Source organism: Flavobacterium tructae (assembly GCF_001853485.1).
In the GTDB taxonomy this organism is placed as follows: domain Bacteria; phylum Bacteroidota; class Bacteroidia; order Flavobacteriales; family Flavobacteriaceae; genus Flavobacterium; species Flavobacterium tructae.
The window spans coordinates 112,254-133,307 of sequence record NZ_MIKE01000023.1 but is presented as its reverse complement, the minus strand read 5'-3'; the positions used below and the strand labels follow the sequence as shown (position 1 = coordinate 133,307).

Sequence of the window (21,054 nt, the reverse complement as noted above, 5' to 3'; positions counted from 1 at the left end):
AAGGGTGTTGTAAATCGTCAAATGATGACTAAAAAATGAATTACTATTATAAAACTAAAATAAATTTAATGAAACACATTTCTCAAAGCAAAATTTACGTCTTATTAGTTGTTGCCTTATTGTCGTTAGGAGCATGCAGTAAAAATGTAGAGGATCCGGTGGTTGATACTACAGGAAGTACGGGTGATAAAGAAGACAGTGATGTTAGTACAGGTCTCAATTATTCTTCTTTTGAAGTAAACCTGCCTGAAAATCTTCGACCATTAACAAATAGTGCTTACGAAACTTATGGTATAAAGCCAAGTATTCGCTTTTCTGTTAGTGAAGATGGTAATCTGGATACTTATTGGGAAGGAGAATTAGCACCAACTGCTGACGGACACCGCCATTTAAGCAGAATCTCACTCAGCACTAAATCTATTGTTTCCGAAATTTCCTTTCCCAAAGAACTAAATTTGGGTAATACGACTTTTCTGGGTTACGAGTATTTTGGTAATAATCGTTACATGATGGGAGCATCGGAAGTGAACTCAGATGACATTGCAAGAAAGAGACCTGTGTATTATTGTTTTGACGGTTCAGGCAACGTAAAGTATTCAATAGATTTATGGCAGGCTCCTCCTAATCCCTCTGATACTCATGCAGCAGGAAGATCCGGACAGGGTATTATTGTTTACAATAAGAAACTGGATAATTTTGGTATATATTTAGCTCGCAGAGGAATGGGCGAGCATCAGGCAGCCTGGCTTAGCTTTCATGAAGCAGCTACAGGTAAATCAACTTTTATACGTCCCTGGTATATTTCCCATAACTTCGACCAGCGATTATTGCCTTTGAATGATGGACGTTATCTTGCCTCTGCCCATGCAGATGCGTTGCCCTCAAGAGGTCTTTTAATAGAAACCTGGAAATTTAATGATGATCCGTTTAATCGTACATGGTCAAATGTTTTTCCGCTTCCCAATTCTGCAACTTCAAATGATAATATTACCAATACAGCTACCGGTGATCTATTAGAATTGCCCAATGGAAATATTGCCGTTCTTTATACTACACAACATGAGTTTACTGCTAATGATCTGCGTCGTGATCTTCGCTTGTCTATATTTTCCAGCGTAGGTGCCGGAATGGGAAGTGCAGTCAAAGTTAAGGATGTTTGGTTAACCAGTTATAAGGCTACAGAAACTGCCGGCTGGGGAGCGCAGATGGCTCATTATTCACAGGGTAAAATATTTATAGCCTGGAATGCATTTGATATGTCCAAAAATAATAAAGTTTTAAAATCTTCACTTGCAGTCGTAGATTATGATGGCAATGTGCTTACTACTAAAGATGTTTCTTTGTCTAATGGGAAGGATGATAATTCCCGATTGGTGCAGCCTAGTCAAATTATTAGAAAGACAAATGACGGAAAGTATTTGGTTTTTATGTCTGAAGGCTCTGCCCCAAACAAGCTTCGCGTCAATTTGGTAGGGATTAATTAATACAGATAAAAATTGTTTTAAGAGTTTTGAAAAGCTTGATGATCAGTTAATTTGAGTTGTACTCTTTTTTTTTAAACAAAAAAACGCCCGATAAATTCGGGCGTTTTTTATAGAAATATATTTTTAGTTTTTCTCAATCCATTTTCTGGCATTAACAAAAGCTTCGTGCCAAGGCGAAACCTCGTCGTTTCTGTCTTTTGGATAATGTGCCCAGTTCCATTGGAAGGTTGAACGCTCGATGTGAGGCATCATTACCAAATGTCTTCCGGTTTTGTCACATAACATTGCTGTGTTGTAATCAGATCCGTTAGGGTTGGCAGGATAACCTTCGTAAGCATATTTAGAAACAATGTTGTAATTTTCTTCGGCTAAAGGCAATTTGAATTTACCTTCTCCGTGAGAAACCCATACTCCTAAAGTACTTCCGGCCAACGTCGATAGCATTACCGAGTTGTTTTCCTGTACTTTTACAGAAGTAAAGATACTTTCGTGTTTCTGACTTTCGTTGTGGAGCATTTTTCCGTGAACTTCATGCTCCGGATTGATCACTTCTAATTCCATGAACAATTGACATCCGTTACAAATCCCGACAGATAGAGTATCTTCTCTTTTAAAGAAATTATCGAGAGCGGTTTTTGCTTTTTCGTTGTATAAGAAAGCTCCGGCCCATCCTTTGGCAGAACCTAAAACATCTGAATTAGAGAAACCTCCAACAGCTCCAATAAACTGAATGTCTTCCAGTGTTTCACGACCTGAAATCAAATCGGTCATGTGAACGTCTTTTACATCAAAACCGGCTAAGTACATCGCATTTGCCATTTCACGCTCAGAATTACTTCCTTTCTCACGAATAATAGCCGCTTTTGGTCTCTCGACTCCGCTCGAGATGACTGGCGCTTTTCCTGTGAAGTGCGCAGGGAAGGTATAGTTTAAAGCCTGATTTTTATAGTTTTCAAAACGAGCCTGTGCTCTTCCGTTTTTAGATTGTTTTTGATCTAATAAATAAGAAGTCTCGAACCAGATGTCTCTGTACTTCGCAATATCCAAATTATAAATTCCAAATTCCAAACTAGCAGTTTCTTGAACCGAACCAATTTTGAAGAATTCGATATTGTTTGATTTTAATTTAGCTTCAACAGCTGCATTCGATTTCGCCTGGAAAACAATTCCGATGTTTTCTGCAAAAAGGATTTTTAATAAGTCTTTTTCTGCGAAAGCACTAAAATCAATTTTTGCCCCAAGGTTTACATCCGCAAAACACAATTCTAATAAAGTTGTGATCAAACCACCGCTTCCGATATCGTGTCCAGCTAAAATTTGGTTGTCACCAATTAATTCCTGAATGGTATTGAAGGCATTTTTGAAGAAAGAAGCGTCTTTAATAGTAGAAGTCTCTTTTCCGATTGTATTTCTGATTTGTGCAAAAGAAGAACCTCCTAATTTGAAATCATCCTGTGACAAATTGATATAATAGATTGAATCTCCGTTTCTTTGTAAAACAGGTTCTACTACTTTTCTGATATCGGTACAGTTTCCTGCTGCCGAAATAATAACTGTTCCCGGTGCAATTACTTCGTCGTTTGGATATTTTTGTTTCATCGAAAGGGAATCTTTTCCGGTTGGAATATTGATTCCTAATTCGATTGCAAATTCAGAACAACCTTCTACGGCAGCGTACAAACGAGCGTCTTCCCCTTCGTTTTTACAAGCCCACATCCAGTTGGCAGATAATGAAATACCTTTTAACTGATCTTTAATTGGTGCCCAGATAATATTTGATAACGACTCGGCAATAGCATTTCTGGATCCTGCAACCGGGTCAATCAAAGCAGCGATAGGAGCATGCCCGATCGAAGTAGCGATTCCTTCTTTACCTAAATAGTCCAGAGCCATAACTCCAACATTATTTAAAGGCAATTGTAATGGTCCTGCATTTTGCTGTTTGGCTACTTTTCCACCTACACAACGGTCTACTTTATTGGTTAACCAGTCTTTTGAAGCTACAGCCTCTAAGCGTAATACGTCTTGTAAATAACTTTCGAAATCTGCCGTGTTGTAAGCAACATCAGCATATTTTCTGTCAATCGTTTTATCGGTCATAACCGTTTTTGGAGAACTTCCGAAGAAATCTTCTAAAGCATAATCCATCGGTTTTGAACCATTTGTTTTAGATTCGAATGTAAAACGGTGATCGCCCGTTACGTCTCCAACCTGATACATTGGCGAACGCTCTCTGTCGGCAATTCTTTGTAAAGTATCGATATCTTTTTGACCAATAACCAATCCCATTCTTTCCTGAGATTCGTTACCGATAATTTCTTTTGCAGAAAGCGTAGGGTCACCAACAGGTAATTTGTCTAAGTCGATTAATCCTCCGGTTTCTTCCACCAATTCAGAAAGACAGTTTAAGTGTCCTCCAGCTCCGTGATCGTGAATCGAAACAATAGGGTTATTATCGCTTTCGACTAAACCACGAATCGCATTGGCAGCACGTTTTTGCATTTCAGGATTCGAACGCTGAATCGCGTTTAACTCAATTCCTGAGCCAAAAGCTCCGGTATCTGCAGATGAAACTGCAGCACCACCCATTCCGATTCTATAATTTTCTCCTCCAAGAATTACGATTTTATCGCCTTCTTGTGGTTTCTTTTTGATGGATTGATCCAGTTTTCCGTAACCGATTCCACCCGCCTGCATGATTACTTTGTCGTAACCAATTTTACGGTCGTTTTCTGAATGTTCGAATGTTAAAACGGAACCTGTAATTAACGGCTGACCAAATTTATTCCCAAAATCAGAAGCTCCGTTTGAAGCTTTGATCAAGATATCCATTGGAGTTTGGTACAACCATTTTCTTTCTTCAACAGCATTTTCCCATTTTCGGTCACCCTGAGCGGAGTCGAAGGGTTGAGCGGAGTCGAAGGACTTTAAACGTGAATAGGATGTCATGTAAACCGCAGTTCCTGCTAATGGCAATGAACCTTGTCCTCCGGCTAAACGGTCACGAATTTCTCCTCCTGATCCTGTTGCTGCTCCGTTGAAAGGTTCTACAGTGGTTGGGAAATTGTGTGTTTCGGCTTTTAGCGAAATAACAGAATCGAATTCTTTAATTTCGTAAAAATCTGGTTTGTCAGCTGTTTTTGGTGCAAATTGCTGCACTTTTGGTCCTTTTACAAAAGCAACGTTGTCTTTGTAAGCAGAAACAATATCGTTAGGATTTTCCTGTGATGTTTTTTTAATTAATTTGAATAAAGAAGTTTCTTTTTCTTCTCCGTCAATCACAAATGTTCCGTTGAAGATTTTGTGACGGCAGTGCTCTGAGTTTGCTTGTGAGAAAGCAAAGATCTCTGAGTCAGTAAGTTTTCTTCCTAATTTAGTAGAAAGATTGTTTAAGTAATCAACTTCTTCTTCGCTTAAAGCTAATCCTTCTGTTGTATTGTAAGCGGCAATATCATCGATTTCCAGAATAGGTTCCGGCTGCACATTGATCGTGAAAATTTCCTGATCTAATTGGCTGAATTTCTGTAATAACATTGGGTCAAAATCTGAAAAATCAGCTGTTGCCGGATGAAATTCTTCAATTCTGATAATGCCCGTAATACCCATGTTTTGAGTAATTTCTACAGCATTTGTACTCCATGGAGTGATCATAGTGGCACGAGGACCAACAAAAAAATCCGTCAGTGCGGATTTTTCGATCTTATTGGAGTCGGCAAAAAGCCAGTTTAGTTTTGAAATGTCTTGAGCCGAAATTTCGTTTTGCGTCTGTACTGCAAAAACAGTTTTGCTTTGGTTTTCAAAGAAATGGATCATTGTGATGTGTAGTTTGTTGTATTGAAGTGCAAATTTAGTTTAAATATCTAGCAAGCGCAAATTTGAAAACAAACTCTTTTAAAAAATATGATACCGTTCTGAAATTGGGATATTGTCGTGCAAAGTTTTTATTTTCACGCAAATTCAGCAGATTCTAGAATGCTGGAACTATTTTATAAGTAGTTCCAAAAAAAATCTGCTAAATCTGCGTGAAAAGTATTTTTAGTTAATGATTATTTTCCTGATGCTAGTTTTCGAATCTTTAACAATTTTTAAAATATAAATACCACTTGGTAAATGACTTACTGAAATGGTGTTTTCTGTCGCGTTCTGTTTTTCAAAAACTTTCTGTCCTGAGAAGGAAACGATTTCTACAGCATAAGAAGAGCCAGATTCGTTTAAATTTATATTGAAATTCCCGTTAGAAGGATTTGGATAAACAATAATTCCGCTATAATCTGCAATGTTTTCTTCTCCTCCAGCTACAGTAGACTGTACTTTTTTGCTGCCTAAATTAGTACAAGTATCTTGTGAAAATGAATCCCATTGTGCACTCAGATTAAAAGTAGTACTTGGTGAAGTTACGGTTGATTTTCTTCTTAAAGTAACGTCAGCTCCGAAATTAGCAGTTCCGCCATTGAAAGTTCCGATGATGTCGATTAAAACGCCATTTTTGAATAAACCAATTGGGTCATTTCCGTTAAAGGCCATTTCAGTTGCTGTTGTCGAAATATTAGCCGCACTGGTTGAATAGCAGCTTGAAGATATGGAGCTGTTTACAATGACAAATTTACTTCCCGAGGCTAAGGTTCCGCTCAAAGCCAAACCGGTACTCCAGGAACCGGAACCGTTGGTTTGTTTTTTTATCGTATACGAAGCTAAACTCACAGAACTTCCTGTGTTATTGGCAATTTCAATTGCTTTATTGTTTCCGGACCCTTCAACGTATTCAGAGAAAAGGAGATCCGTTGTAGATCCTGTTCCGCCACTGTCGGTTGTAACTGAAATGGTATTGCTTGAAGCGGAAACATTTCCTGCGGCATCTTTTGCTTTTACATAAATAGAATAAGCTGTTGCCGGGGTTAAACCTGTTATTGTTGCAGTTACACCGGAAACAGTGGTTTTTAAAGCGCTGTTTGCATAAATATCATAAGCTGTAACGGCTACATTATCGGTAGAAGCAGTCCAGGATAGTGTAATAGAAGTTGCTGTTTTTGAAGTCGAAGCTAAGCTTGTCGGTGCAGTTGGAGCCTGAGTGTCTGAAGAAGGTGTTCCTCCCCAAATTTGATTGACATATTCCGGATGATCGATATAAGGGTTTCTATTGTTCTGACGGGCATAGATAGCATTGTTTCGTGCAATTTCCCTTGCGCTTACAGGGTCTTGTGTGTGCCAGGTTATTAGAAGATTTAAGAATGCCGTAGTAAAAACTTTATTGCCTGATCCGTCAAACATAGGGAAAGAGTAACCCGCAACGGTATTTTCATAACGGGTAGCAAAATAAAAATACATTCTGGCAATATCACCTTTGAATTCGTTTATAGGTTCGAAAACGGTTCCCGAGTATCCGGATACCGAACTGGAACCTAATTTACCTCCGTTTTGAGAAGTATAAGTAGCAGAACTAACATTCCCGTGAGGATAGTTGGATCGGATTCCGTTTACTTTTCCATCTGTCGGAGTGATAAAATGTGCATCGGATACCATTGGAGATTGTTCGTTAAAAACCGATTGCGGAATGATATGCTCTCTGTTGTAGCAGTCACCTTCTGCAACGTAGTTCCCACAACGCTGTGTTGATCCTGTGGTATAATTGTATGGGTCAGTTCCGGATGGGTTTTCGGAATACATGTCTAAAACAGTTCCGTCATTTTCGAAAAAATTATCAACATCGGAGGTTTGATAAGTAGTGTACAATCCCCCATATCCGTTATCGGTATGACCTTTAATAATGTTGTACAATTGTGTTTTCAACGTATAACCTGTTCCTGTTGCGGTGTTGTAATAGCCGGTGGGAATTTGCGCAAATGCCGTTGCGGCAAACATCAATAACAGTAAAAAGTAGTTTTTTTTCATAGTTAATAGTCTTTAAGATTTGGTTGTTTTTCTGTTTTTAAAATACTGAATTTTAGAATGTTGAAAATCAGTTTTAGCAAATCTACTATTTTTATGAATTATATAAGTTAAGTGATGTTTAATTTTGGATATATTTTCTTACGAGTGTTTTTTGGGGTGGAAAATGTTTATCGTGTGAAGTTTTTTACCATGAATTGAACGCAGTTTGTCATTTCGACCGAAGGGAGAAATCGCACGCGAAACTCCGTCCCAATTGTCGCCAATCTTTGTCGAATTCTGCGTGCGATTTGCTTCGCCTGTTCACTGTCGCTCGAGTCTCCCTTCGGTCGAAATGACATGAAAGGAGAGAAATCTGTCGAAGTTAAATTTTAGAGGGCATAAAACTACTTAGGAAAAGCGGCATTTTGATAAGCTCCTAAATCCGGAGGAGAAGTTCTCGTTTTTCCAATAATATCTAAAGGAATGTTATAGGCCTGGTTTCCTTTCGCGAAAGCGGAGGAAGTATTGTCAATGTTGAATAGGTTTTTAGCAACATTAAAGAACTTGGGATTTTCGTTTAGAATGATCTGGTTGTAGTGCGCCGGGTCCGTTTTGAACTGGTAATCCGGATTGGTGGAAGAACTGCTGAATTTTAGCAAACAATTATTGAGTTGGTACACAAAGGCGGCAGTGGTTTTTTTGTTTAAATTGAACTCGTTGGTTCCCGATCCGTAAATGATACAGTTGTTAAAAGTTGCCTGTGTCAGCGGATTTGTTTCCGGAACAGCATTGGCCAGACTGTTGCTGAGGCTAACTGCAAATTGAGAATTATTTGACCAGCTGTTGTTGAAGGTGCAATGGGTGAATTTGTAATCTCCCCCGTATACACAAGACAAACTGGCGAGACCGGCATAATTGATAACAATGTTTTCTCCACTTATACGGGCATTTTGTGCCAGTATTCCATATTCGACAGTGTTGTAAATCTGGGTGTTTTTGATTTCAATGGTCGAAGCAGGATTCGGATTCTTGAAATTTAAACCAATGACCGCATTTTTCAGGGTAAGATGATTGATGGAGTGATTGGTGCTTCCGTTAGCAAAAATAACAGAGTTCCACTGTCCGGGAATATTATCGTAAAGCGATTCTAATCGATCGCCTTCAAAAACAACTTCATTTTCTAATTTTGGAGTTGAAGAAGTGGTTCCTTTAATTTGTAAAGAAGCTTTATCGTCGACAAAAAGACCTGAATTGGCATGGAAGTATACGCGTGCACCCGCTTCAAAAGTCACCGTTTTGTTTTTAGGAACACCGGCAAATCCGTAAATTACATAAGGTTTTTGCTTGGTGAAAAGCAATTCGTTTCCGTTGACAGGATCGTTATCATTCAGGTAAAAACCATCTACATCTTTGCCTTCAATTTTAATTTTCTCTTTGGTTCCATCAGGATTTTGTTGTGGATAAAGAAAAACAGCATCCTGAATCAGTGTGACCAAAGCGACTTGTTGTAGATTAGCGCCGCTGTCAAACTGAATCTGATCGGTATATAAAAAATCGGTTGGATTTGCATCTGTAATATCTGCGGTGGTTTCTACAAAAATGTACAAACTGTCTTTAGCTAAAAGTGTGACGTCTTTGAAAATTTTACCATTGTTTCCGCTCATACCGTCGACCGTCATTCTGTATTTTGAATTTAAGCCGTTTTTGAGCTGAATAATAGGAATGGAGATGTCGTTTTTGCTTCGGTTGTATACTTTAAGCTGATAGGTAGCAGAGCCAATATTCTTGAAAACAGTGTCCAGATAAACGGTGTCTTTTGAAAACTTTAAATCTCCGGAACTGGCAACGGTATCAAAATCAGTTCGGCAAGAACTAAAAGCTAGAATTATTCCGAAAATGAAAAGTACAAAGTATTGACGCATTTGAATGAGTTTTTTTGCCACGGATTAATAAGGATTAGAATGATTTTGCACGCAGCAAAAATATAATCTGTAATAATCTGTGCAATCTGTGGCATAAAAAAAAGTCTCAGCAACAGATTAACAATTAATGTTTTTGTAAAAATAACAAAAAACTTACACGTTTGAAGTGGATTTTTAATTTTAGAATGGGATTTTCAAATTTGTATCTCATCTTTTCTTTAATTTTACGTTTTTAAAGACTATTTTAATGAATTATACAAAAGAGCAGATTTTAGCGCGCTGTAATGAGTTCTCAAAAAACACATTGATGGAAACGCTAAAAATAGAATATATCGATGCAGGGCCTGATTTTTTAACTGCAAAAATGCCTGTAAATCCTTCTGTTCATCAGCCAATGGGCTTGTTACACGGTGGAGCTTCAGTAGCTCTGGCAGAAAGTGTTGGTAGTGCAGCATCCTTCTTTTTTATCGATATGAAAGAACAGGAAGTACGTGGCATAGAAATTTCGGCAAATCACTTGAAAAGTATTCGGGAAGGCTGGGTTTTCGGAACCGCAAGAATCATTCACAAAGGAAGAAGTATTCACTTGTGGGAAATCAAGATTACGGATGAAGAAGGAAATCTGATTTCGCTTTGCAAACTGACCAATATGGTTTTGGAAAAAAAGAAAACAGTATAGGAAGTATGAATGATTTTTTTTCTAAAATTAAAGTACAGTACGAAAAGTGTTTGCCTTTTGTAATGTACTCTAAACCGAATTCTACTACCATTTTTGCGCTTTTGCAGCAAAATGACGCGTTACATAAAATCTCCGATTATAAGGAAAAAGGTTTTGTTTTTGCTTCTTTTGATGAAAAACAACTGATATTGATTCCGGAGAATGAATCCGAAATTTTAACAGCAGAACAGCTGGAAATTGCTTTTGAGGCTGCTGAAATTGAAGAATCAGGTATTGATAACGAGGCCAGGTTACACTATGAAGCATTGGTTTCAAAAGGAATTCAGGCGATTAAGAATGACGAATTTAAAAAGGTAGTATTGTCCAGAAGTGAAGAAGTAACTTTAAGCGAGTTCGATTTTGTGTCCACTTTTCAGCACTTGATTCAATTGTATCCCACGACTTTTTCATATGTTTTTTTTCATCCAAAAATTGGTTTGTGGATGGGAGCCACACCGGAACGATTGCTGAAAGCTAATGGAAATGTTTTTGAAACAGTGGCTTTGGCCGGAACACAAAAAGCAACCCTGGAAACGGATATTTTATGGCAGCAAAAGGAGAAAGACGAGCAGCAATATGTTACGGATTTTATTGTAAAAAGATTACGTGAAGTAGCTTCTTCTGTAGATGTGTTTGAACCTTACAGTGTAAAAGCGGGATCGATCTGGCATATCAAAACAGATATCTCGGGAGTTTTAAATGATAATTCGACGCTTGAGGAAGTAATCGATACATTACATCCAACACCCGCAGTTTGTGGTCTGCCAAAGAAAAAGGCAAAGGCATTTATTATTGAAAATGAAAATTACGACAGGACTTTTTACACGGGATTTCTGGGGGAGTTGAACAGCAGTTTTGCTCATGATGAGATCAGTTCTGATTTCTACGTAAATTTACGCAGCATGCAAATTCAGGAGAATAAGGCGATTCTCTACATGGGTTGCGGTATTACAAAAGAAAGCGTTCCCGAAAAGGAATGGGAGGAAAGCGTGAACAAGTCGATGACAATGAAAAGAGTGTTGAAGATAAAATAAGTTGGAAAAAAGTTTCAGGTTTCAGGTTTCAAGTTTTGTTGTTAACCTGAAACCTGAAACTTGAAACAAAGAAAACTTGAAACCTGAAACAAAAAAGAAAAAAGAGTAAATAAAATAGACAAAACATCAATTTTGATTTTTGACATTGATATTAAAAATTATGAAACTAGACATATTAGCATTTGGTGCACATCCTGATGATGTAGAATTGGGTTGCGCAGGAACAATTTTAAAAGAAGTATCACTGGGTAAAAAAGTGGGTATTGTCGATTTGACACGTGGAGAGTTAGGAACGCGTGGTACGGCGGAAATCAGAGATGAAGAAGCAAAAGAGGCAGCAAAGATATTAGGAGTTTTGGTTCGTGAAAATCTGGGCATGCGTGATGGTTTTTTTACGAATGATGAAAAACACCAGCTGGAGGTTATTAAAATGATTCGAAAGTACAAGCCAGAGATTGTATTGTGTAATGCAATTGACGACCGTCATATCGATCACGGAAAAGGGAGTAAATTAGTTTCGGATGCCTGCTTCTTGTCAGGATTGGCAAAAATCGAAACCTCGATCGATGGAGAGCGTCAGGAAGCCTGGCGACCAAAGGTGGTGTACCATTATATACAATGGAAAAACATCGTGCCTGACTTTGTAGTGGACATCACAGGTTTTGAAAAGAAAAAGGTTGAAGCGGTTTCGGCATATAAAACTCAGTTTTATGACCCAAATTCAAAAGAACCTGCTACGCCAATTACGAGTAAAAACTTCTTTGAGAGTTTAGATTATCGTGCGAAGGATCTAGGAAGGCTTGTTGGGAAAGATTTTGCTGAAGGTTTTACTGTTGAAAGGTGTTTGGCTGTCAATAGTTTAGAAAATTTACTGTAAATTTTTCATTTTTTTCTTTGTAGAACTCAACATTAGTTATATATTTGCACTCGCTAAGCAGAAATGCACAAGCAGAAAAATGGTGGTTGTAGCTCAGTTGGTTAGAGTAGCGGTTTGTGGTGCCGCGGGTCGCCGGTTCGAACCCGGTCAGCCACCCAGAAATTTAAAGCCTTGAAGAAATTCAAGGCTTTTTTTGTTTTTATACAAAAACGAATCTTGAGAGTTTTAAAATTTCAGGTTTCAAGTTTCAGGTTTCAAGTTTCAAGTTTCAAGTTTCAAGTTTCAGGTTCCAAGTTTCAGGCTTCCGTTTCGAGCTTTGTGGGTAATATAGTAAGCTGTTGCTCTGAATGAGCCTTAGCGACAGCATAGTGCAAAGCACTATGATCTAGGTTAGGTAGTATCGTCCAGAAGAGCAGAGAGCAGATCAACGACAGAATTTCATTATCAAATAAAAAAAAATAATTTTCTATGATTTTAATCATGTAATGGGTTGAAGTTCAGTACTACCTTTACAATGTAAAAGATAAGTATTTAACCTATAAGAGTATGGTTTTATAAAGTAAAAATGGTAGCACTGTAAGGAAGATCCTAGCATTTCTCCTGAATCGAATTTAAAATTTAGAATCTGAATAATTTGTAATAAACCCCAATAATTACAAAAAAATCTAAAGGACAATTTCGATTCAGGAGTTTTTAATTTAAGAGGGGGGGAAATAATAAGAAATGAAACTTACAGCGTTTATGAAGATTCTTAAAACTTTTTTTAGTGGATTTGGTGAACTGGTGAGAGAAATAAACAAAAAAGCATGATTAAAAAATCATGCTTTTTTGTTTATTATAATTTAGTTTGTGAACTATCTTATTTCATCAAAGGTATTCCCTTGTTTAATGTCTCCGGTTTGGAAACCTTTTTTGAACCAGAACATTCTCTGTGCGGATGTACCGTGAGTAAAGGAATCCGGAACCACTTGTCCCTGCATTTTGCTCTGAATGGCATCATCACCAACAGCGTTGGCTGCGCTTAAGGCTTCTTCAATATCACCAGCTTCTATATATTGCTGATTGTCATGAGCCCATACTCCGGCATAAAAGTCGGCTTGTAATTCCAGCGCTACAGACAGTTTATTGGCTTCGGCTTCACTTTTTCCTTCCTGTGCTTCTCGCATTTTTGCCGAGGTCCCCAGTAGTGTTTGTATGTGGTGGCCAATTTCGTGCGCTATAACGTACGCAATAGCAAAATCCCCACCTTGGGCACCAAATTTAGTTTTTAGTTCTTCAAAGAAGCCTAAATCCATATATACCTTTTGGTCTCCCGGGCAATAAAATGGTCCTGACGCTGATGATGCGCCCCCACAGGCTGTGTTTACGGATCCTCTGAAAAGTACTAATTTTGGTTTTTTATAAGTAAGTCCTTCTGCTGCGAATTTTTTCTCCCAGGTGTCTTCGGTTTTAGCTAAAACAGATCTTACGAAATGTCCCATTTCTTCATCTTCTTTACTCAATGGGGCAGCAGTCTCAGTGGCTTGTTGTCCGCCTTGCATTTGCTCCAATACATTACCTACAGTTTGGCCGGTTTCACCACCAAAAACATTTAATAATAGAATAATAATACCGATAACGCCACCGCCAATGGCAACTTTTCCACCAGAAATTGATCTTCGGTCTTCAACATTATCGCTTTCTCGCGTTCCTTTCCATTTCATAGTAATTTGGATTTTAGTTCGTAAAGGTTTGTGTTGTACGAATTTATATTTTTTTTAGGAATAATGACGTAATAGCCGAATTTAGTTTTGCATTATTTTAGCCATTTTACTAAAGCTTCTTCGACACTGCCTTTCATTATGGGCTTAGAGATGTAGTCATTCATTCCGGCAGAAAGACATTTGTTGCGTTCCTCTTTTTCAGCACCAGCTGTTACGGCAATGATTGGAATGTCTTTTCCTATAATGGTATTTCTGATGGCTCTTGTGGTTTCATAACCGTTCATAATAGGCATCTGAATGTCCATAAAAACCAAATCAGGATTGATGTTTTCAAATTGACTTACGGCCTCGTAGCCATTTTCGCATTCGTGTATGTAGGCACCGCTATATAAATTTTTGATGATGGTTTTTAAAAGCAGCATGTTGACCTTATTGTCTTCAACAATCAAAAAGGTAATGCTTTTTTGATTTGAAACCGGGTCGTCGGAATTTAGTTCGAGACTGGTATTTTGAAGTTCGGTATTGTATTTCTCGCTAATGCTTTGATTGCTTGTTTTTAAGTTCAGGTCAAAATAAAAATTACTTCCTTTGTCGATTTTGCTTTCCAGCTGTAAGCGGCTTTCCATTAAAGCAAGCAATTGATTTGAAATTGTCAGTCCTAATCCTGTACCTCCAAATTTTCTCGTCGTAGAGCTATCCTCTTGAGAAAAGGCTTTGAAGATTTTCTTCTGATTTTTTTCGAGAATTCCAATTCCGGTATCCACCACCGAAAATCGGATAGTGCAATCGTTGTTGCTGCTTTTTTCTAAAACGGAAACATTAAGCTTGATAGAGCCTTTGTTGGTAAACTTAACAGCATTTGAAAGCAGATTGATTAAGATTTGTTTGATACGCACAATATCTGTCCAGATGTATTTGGGAACATCGGGTGCGACATTTAATTCTAACTGCAGATTTTTTTGATTGGATTCGTATACAATTAAATCAAAAACTTGTCCGAGTACTTTTTTGATGTCGTATAAATCGATAAAAAGTTCCAGTTTGCCCGCTTCGATTTTAGAAAAGTCAAGAATGTCATTGATGATATCCAGTAGCGAATGCGCTGATTGGTTAATTGTGGTCATGTATTTTTCCTGAATTTCTTCAAGGCCGGTATTCATCAGTAAATGCGTGAAACCAATAATACCATTCAAAGGAGTTCTGATTTCATGCGACATATTGGCCAGAAAATCAGATTTAGATTTATTGGCTGCCTCGGCAAGCTGCTTGGCTTTTATGGCATCTTCACTTTCTTTTTTGTTGGTGATGTCGAAATAAATTCCACCCACAAATTCAATTTCATCGCCTTTTTTTATCACGTCTCCAAATTCTTCTACCCAGATAAACTCGCCGGTTTTCCGCCGGATGCGATAGATATTGTGCAACGGCATTCCACTTTGTAGATTATCGATTTGGTTGTTGATCACTTCATCTTTGTCATCAGGATGAATAAGAGATAAAAATGATAAATTATTCTCAATAAACTCTGATTTGGAATAACCGGTAAGATTTAAAATTTCATCGTTGAGAAATATCTTAGTAGAGAAAGCATCAAATTTTGACAAGTATACCGTACCGGGAATGTTGTTGGCGATTAATTTGAATTTTTCCTCACTTTCGAGAATTTTGGTTTCGTTTCGGTTTCTTTCCAGTGCCGATGAGATGTTATTTGCCAGAACCTGAAAAATATAGATTTCTTCTTCAGACCATTTTCGTTCTTTGGTGCAATCGTCGAAGCCTATGAATCCGGTAAAGATATCGTTGATGTACAGCGGTAATATCAGAATCGATTTGATTTCATTGGCAATCAGTAGTTGTTTGAAAAAAGTATTGTCTAGTTTGCGGGTAAGTGTATTGACGATTTTTTTGTTCTGAGCAGCGTCGTAAATTTCTTGTAATTGATCTTTTGTTAATCGCTGTAATTTTGTGATCTGATGCTCAATACCCTGTCTGGACCATTTGTATTTCTGACTTACGGTATTTGTTGTAAAATCTTTTTCGTAGTAGTACATATGGTCTACTTTAGCTGCTTTTCCAATTAAATTGTAGGTCTCCTGAAACATTTCCTGAGTAGATTTACTCATTAGAAATTTTTCGGTACACAGGGAAAGGGCTGACAATAGCTGACTTTTGAATTCTAATTTTTTTTCGGCTTCCAAACGCATTTGTGAGGAGATTGCCAATGAGATTACATCCGAAATGGTGCGGGCGTAATTGATATCCTCGTTGTCCCAGTTTCTTTTTTCTTCGGTACTTTCAAAGCAAACAACTCCAACAAGCTGTCCGTTTAAAAATATAGGGACATCCAGCATCGATTTGATGTGGTTTTTAGTAAAGTATAATTTTTGAAATTCGGATGTTTCGAGCTTATTGAAAACGTCCGGAGCATTTATGATTGCTTTGCTTTTAAGCGTTTCAAAGTAAATTGGATAGGATTGTTTGTCCAGTATGTTTTTGTCATTAAGATGCTGTTTGTCAATACTGAAAAGATTCTTGCAGCTGATTAAGTCTTTATGACATTTCCAAAAGCTCACCCGATTGGTTTTGGTTACTATTGCGGCTTCTTTTATGATAAAATCAATAACCGTATTTAAATTGTCGTATTGGCTAAAATCTGTAGTCGAGAGTTTATTAATCGAATTGTTATACGATTCGATTTTCTTCAGACGTTTTCTTTTGTCGTTCTCAATATTTCTAATTTCAGTAATGTCGCGGGCTATTCCGGCAAAGCCAATTGTTTGTCCGAGGTCATTTTTTCGAACAATAATCTTTTGCGAAATCCAAAGCTTTTTCCCGTTTTTCTTCAGAATAGGAATCTCAATGGTGGGAAAATTATTTTCATTCATTTCCAGGTTTTCATAGAAATCTACGGCATTACGCTGGTAGTTTTCATGGATGAAATTAGAATAATGCTGAGAGATAATTTCGTTCTCAGAATACCCCAATATCGAAAATCCAAAGTCATTGATAAAGGTAAAATAACCATCAGAATCAATTTCAAAAATGATATCCGTAGCGGTTTGGATCAGGTTTTTGTATTGATCGCGAACGGTAATTTGTTCTGTAACATCCTGACCGATACTAATAATTAAGCCCTGAGAAAATCTTTTATCTTTCCACTGTATGTATTTGTATTCCCCGTTTTTGCTTCTTAATTTCCGGATATAAAGTTTGTCTTCTTCATGATTTATATTGCTGAGGTTTTCAGGATAGTCTGTTTCATTCGTTAATTTCCAAAATTTAGCTCCCATAACTTCATCCGGTAAATATCCCAGAATAGAAGTGATAGTTTCACTGCAAAATAAGATTTCGTTTTTTTCGTTTGTGGCAATAGTCAGGGAATTCCCTTTGTGTACAATTTCATTGGTGAATCTGAAATTATCACTGTTGTTTAGTAAAACGGCATATTTAACCTGATTAAGAATGAAAATCAGAACACAGTAGTTGATTAAGATAATGGATGATTTTACGGGGATTAATTGGTAAACAACCGTTGTAATCAGAAAGGTAAAAACTAATCCAACAAAGAACCAGTATAGTTTTATGGGTTTTAAGATGCTGTAGGAGAAGTAGAAGAAAATTAAAAAAGCAATTATAGGAATAATATCGTTGGTGCGATAGATGATGTTGTATCCGATATAAAAGAGATAAACAAAGAAGGACAGAATAAATATCGACTGAACCCGCTCTTTTAAAAATTTAATTTTACCAATGATGAAATAAAATAAAAGCATCGAGAAGCCTATGCTTACATTTACTAAAAGTAAACTCTTTGGCCTGATTTTAAAAATTTCGTTGATGATTTCGATTACAATCAATGCAATACCAAAGAACAAAATATAGAGATGATACTCTCTGTTTACTGTTTCTGTTTCCGGTTTTCTTTCGATGAAGTAGCCAATTCTGGTCTTGATCCGGAAGAATTGGTATACGAGAAGGGTCAGAAAGGCAATCATCGACAATCCTAACATAATCAATTTAGGATTGTTGTAAAATATGATATCTGAATTGATAACATACCACTTCGTAATAATTGATTTCAGGGCATTACCAAGTATGGCAACTCCTGGGATCAACGAATTGAAAAGACTATAGTTTGCTACCATAGAATTCGGGGGTATGTTTGGTTTAGTAAATCTTTTATTTTGAAAATTTCAACAGAGCAGGTTAGACTCTTTTTTAGCTGAAATTTTATATTTTTTAAAAATCAGACTGACCGATAGAGTCAATAGGATCTTCTTTATCCGTTTTTATAATAGCACAATATATGGCATAAGTCATGGAATAGCTAAAAGGGATCGTAAAAAGTACTCCAATACAAAATGCACAAAGACCAACTAGTATAGCGCCAACTATAGTAATTATAAGTCCTAATAATATTAAAGGCTGTTTGCTTATCAAGATGAGACTTGATTTAATGGCATCAATGGCTTTTAAGTTTCCAAATACGATTAGTGGAATGGTTAAGAAGGTAAAAAAAGATAATGTCAGTGAGAAAACTAATCCTACGGCATTTAATTTTAGAACTTCTAAAAAGGTCGTAACGATAACGCTAAACAATGAAATCAAAAATGTTGCTGCAAAAATTTGTGCGAAATGGCGGCTTTTGTAATAGGAAAATATTGTAGAGACATTAAATTCCTGATCTTTTTCTGCACAATCGGCCATTTTTAAAAAACCTGCCGTAAAAGGACTCATAATTGCCGATACGAAGGCTGTTCCAATAATATAAAGGACTAGATAAATTTGAGACAGATTTTGAGGCTGTATGTTCAGGAAGTTTGCATTCGTTAATTTGTCGATGCCAAAAAATGCAACTAGTATGAGATAAACAATAGCACCAAAGAATACTGAAAAAACCAATAGCATTAATCCGGCATAGACGGCTATTTTCTTGTAATTTTCAAAAGCATGATTGAAAACAGTTGAAAAATCTAAGGTATACCCATGATTTTTAATGTCTTTGATCTGATCGAATGTAGATTTCATTTTTATTGGAGTAGAATTATTTTATATCGACGAAATTTTAAATAATTAATGCGCCGTAAATATAATATTTTTAATCAATTTGATATGAAAATCTGGAAAACATTGCGAAATTGTTTTTTTACAGATTACAACCAGTTCAGTAAACGTTTCAGGGATATCAGTTTGTCTTTGTAAGGAGCATAACGCATAGGTAAATCAAGCCAGTTTCCTTTTTTTACGACCGCTTTGTGATGCGAAAAAATATCAAAGCTCAATTGTCCGTGATAAGCACCAATACCGCTATGACCAACTCCTCCGAATGGTAATCTTTTGTTTGAGAAATGAACGACAGTATCATTAATACAGCCTCCTCCAAAAGAATGGGAAGTAATTAGTTTTTTAGCAAAATTTTTATTTTCACTGAAAACATAAAAGGCAAGAGGTTTTTCATAACGACTGATCACGTTGTGTATGTCAGCCTCTGTTTCGTAAGTCAGAATAGGAAGGATAGGACCAAATATTTCTTCCTTCATGACCGGACTGTCCAAAGCGGGTTCTTCAATTAAAGTAGGAGAGATATAGTTTTTTTCAGCATCTGTTTCTCCTCCAAAAATAACCTTTTCGCGTTCGATCATACTGTCTAGTCGGACCCAGTTTTTGGTGTTGATGATGCGGGCAAAATCAGGAGATTTGTCTATTTTTTTGCCGTAAGCTTTTAGAATTTCTTCTATCAGAAAAGAAATAAAATTGACTTTCATGTTTTTCTGAACCAGGATATAGTCCGGTGCAATACAGGTTTGTCCGGCATTGATGAATTTCCCCCATACGATTCGTTTTGCCGCCAGTTTTAAATTGGCAGTTTCGTCAATGATACATGGGTTTTTTCCGCCTAGTTCCAACGTTACGGGAGTTAAATTTTCGGCAGCAGCTTTGGCTACAATTTTTCCAACAGTAACACTTCCGGTAAAGAAAATATAATCCCAGCGCTGTGCCAGTAATCGGTTCGAAACTTCAACACCTCCTTCAATAACTTCAACATGTTTGACGTGAAAGGTCTTCTCAATTATTTTAGCAATCACTGCTGAGGTGTGAGGCGTCAGTTCTGAAGGTTTTAAAACCACTCTGTTTCCGGCGGCTACAGCTGAAATTAAAGGACATAAAGCCAATTGAAACGGATAATTCCAGGGAGCAATTACCAAAACATTTCCGTAAGGTTCTTTAAAAATGTAATCGGTAGAAGGGAAATTGAGCAGAGATGGCAAAACGCGTTTTGGTTTCGCCCATTTATTAATGTTTCGAATAGTATCCTTCAGATCCGAAATTACATAATTGGTTTCGGTTAAAACAGCTTCAAATTCAGGTTTTTTAAAATCATCGTACAAAGCTTTTACAATCAAATCCTCGCTTTTCTGAATGTTGTACAACAATTTCTTTAACGTTTCTTTCCTGTAGGCAATGTTGTTTTTATAGTCCATAGTGTATAATCCGATTGATTTTTTTGCTTCTGCAAGTTAATTGATAAAACTTGAAATTGTAACAATTAAATCATAAAATCATAGTGCATTCCAAATGGTCTCGTCGGGAGTAGGAGCGATTATCGTGAGGTTTTCTTTAGAAACCGGATGTACAAAAACTAATTTTCGGGCATGAAGATGTATTCCGCCGTCAGGATTACTTCGGTCAAAACCATATTTTAAATCCCCTTTTATAGGAGAGCCAATCGCTGCCAGCTGGGCACGAATCTGATGATGACGACCGGTATGCAAATTGATTTCGAGTGCCACATAATTTTGAAGCTCTTTGAAAACAGTATAATCCAGACTGGCCAGTTTACTGTCCGGAACTTCCTTTAAATGTGCTTTTGAAGTATTGTTTTTCTCGTTTCTTTTGAGGTAATGAACGAGCTTCGCAGTGTTTTGTTGCGGTTTATTTTTAACAACAGCCCAATACGTCTTTTGAGTTTCACGATTACTGAACATTTCGTTCATGCGTGACAATGCTTTACTGGTTCTGGCAAAAACAACAATTCCCGTCGTAGGCCTGTCCAGACGATGAATAACGCCCAGAAAAACATCTCCGGGTTTATTGTATTTGTCTTTGATATATTCTTTTACAATATCAGATAAAGGTTTATCCCCGGTTTTATCTCCTTGTACAATATCACCCACACGTTTGTTGACCACAATGATGTGATTGTCTTCGTGAAGAATTTGGAGGTTGTTTTTGTTGGAAACGACTTTCATTTTTGGACTTTCTTAGACTTCTTAGATTTTAGATTGGAAGCTGTGGTGTTTGTATTTCTCGCAAAGATGCAAAAGCGCAAAGTTTAAATTTGATTCTTTACGTCTTTACGAGAAATAATTATAATAGCTTATTTAATGGAATTAAGAAACCTTTGAGCCTATGGAGCTTTGAATCTTAAAAAAAAGCCTTAGAACCTT

The 21,054-nt window shown here is 37.0% G+C and carries 12 protein-coding genes and 1 tRNA gene; 5 read left to right on the top strand and 8 right to left on the bottom strand.

Annotation, left to right across the window (positions count from 1 at the left end; genetic code table 11):
- Window positions 1-68: 68 nt before the first annotated feature.
- The gene (locus tag BHE19_RS11510; protein ID WP_123923544.1) at window positions 69-1,484 is read left to right on the top strand and encodes a hypothetical protein; all 1,416 of its coding nucleotides are present in this window, start codon (window positions 69-71) and stop codon (window positions 1,482-1,484) included.
- Between the two features lie 123 nt (window positions 1,485-1,607).
- Here the strand turns inward: BHE19_RS11510 and purL are convergent, their stop codons facing one another.
- The 3 genes from purL to BHE19_RS11495 form a co-directional block, all read right to left on the bottom strand.
- Window positions 1,608-5,297 carry a phosphoribosylformylglycinamidine synthase gene (purL, locus tag BHE19_RS11505; protein WP_070907242.1) on the bottom strand — a complete coding sequence of 1,230 codons (3,690 nt, stop codon included), beginning with the start codon at window positions 5,295-5,297 and terminating at the stop codon, window positions 1,608-1,610.
- Window positions 5,298-5,519: 222 nt separating this feature from the next.
- Window positions 5,520-7,373 (bottom strand): endonuclease, encoded by a 1,854-nt coding sequence (locus BHE19_RS11500; RefSeq protein ID WP_070907241.1) that lies wholly within the window; start codon window positions 7,371-7,373, stop codon window positions 5,520-5,522.
- Window positions 7,374-7,756: 383 nt separating this feature from the next.
- Window positions 7,757-9,274 carry a hypothetical protein gene (locus BHE19_RS11495; RefSeq protein ID WP_070907545.1) on the bottom strand — a complete coding sequence of 506 codons (1,518 nt, stop codon included), beginning with the start codon at window positions 9,272-9,274 and terminating at the stop codon, window positions 7,757-7,759.
- Window positions 9,275-9,521: 247 nt separating this feature from the next.
- Here BHE19_RS11495 and BHE19_RS11490 point away from each other — a divergent pair, with 247 nt between their 5' ends.
- The 4 genes from BHE19_RS11490 (at window position 9,522) to BHE19_RS11475 (ending at window position 12,059) form a co-directional block, all read left to right on the top strand.
- Complete coding sequence (locus BHE19_RS11490; RefSeq protein ID WP_017496067.1) at window positions 9,522-9,953, top strand: PaaI family thioesterase; 432 nt, start codon at window positions 9,522-9,524, stop codon at window positions 9,951-9,953.
- A gap of 5 nt (window positions 9,954-9,958) precedes the next feature.
- Window positions 9,959-11,026 carry a chorismate-binding protein gene (locus tag BHE19_RS11485; RefSeq protein WP_070907240.1) on the top strand — a complete coding sequence of 356 codons (1,068 nt, stop codon included), beginning with the start codon at window positions 9,959-9,961 and terminating at the stop codon, window positions 11,024-11,026.
- Between the two features lie 160 nt (window positions 11,027-11,186).
- Window positions 11,187-11,903: a bacillithiol biosynthesis deacetylase BshB1 gene (gene bshB1, locus BHE19_RS11480; RefSeq protein WP_017496065.1), complete on the top strand. Its 717-nt coding sequence runs from the start codon at window positions 11,187-11,189 to the stop codon at window positions 11,901-11,903.
- Window positions 11,904-11,985: 82 nt separating this feature from the next.
- A tRNA-His gene (locus tag BHE19_RS11475) sits at window positions 11,986-12,059 on the top strand.
- A 698-nt stretch (window positions 12,060-12,757) separates the two neighbouring features.
- Here BHE19_RS11475 and ypfJ read toward each other — a convergent pair.
- The 5 genes from ypfJ to BHE19_RS11445 form a co-directional block, all read right to left on the bottom strand.
- The gene (ypfJ, locus tag BHE19_RS11465; RefSeq protein ID WP_017496064.1) at window positions 12,758-13,606 is read right to left on the bottom strand and encodes a KPN_02809 family neutral zinc metallopeptidase; all 849 of its coding nucleotides are present in this window, start codon (window positions 13,604-13,606) and stop codon (window positions 12,758-12,760) included.
- 92 nt (window positions 13,607-13,698) lie between these two features.
- A complete protein-coding gene (locus BHE19_RS11460) occupies window positions 13,699-17,751 on the bottom strand; it encodes a PAS domain S-box protein (protein WP_070907238.1) in 4,053 nt (1,350 codons plus the stop codon).
- Window positions 17,752-17,845: 94 nt separating this feature from the next.
- Entirely contained in the window at window positions 17,846-18,634 is a 789-nt protein-coding gene (locus BHE19_RS11455) for a hypothetical protein (protein ID WP_070907237.1), read from the bottom strand.
- 125 nt (window positions 18,635-18,759) lie between these two features.
- A complete protein-coding gene (locus BHE19_RS11450; protein WP_070907236.1) occupies window positions 18,760-20,088 on the bottom strand; it encodes an aldehyde dehydrogenase in 1,329 nt (442 codons plus the stop codon).
- Between the two features lie 78 nt (window positions 20,089-20,166).
- A complete protein-coding gene (locus tag BHE19_RS11445; RefSeq protein ID WP_070907235.1) occupies window positions 20,167-20,856 on the bottom strand; it encodes an RluA family pseudouridine synthase in 690 nt (229 codons plus the stop codon).
- Window positions 20,857-21,054: the final 198 nt, after the last annotated feature.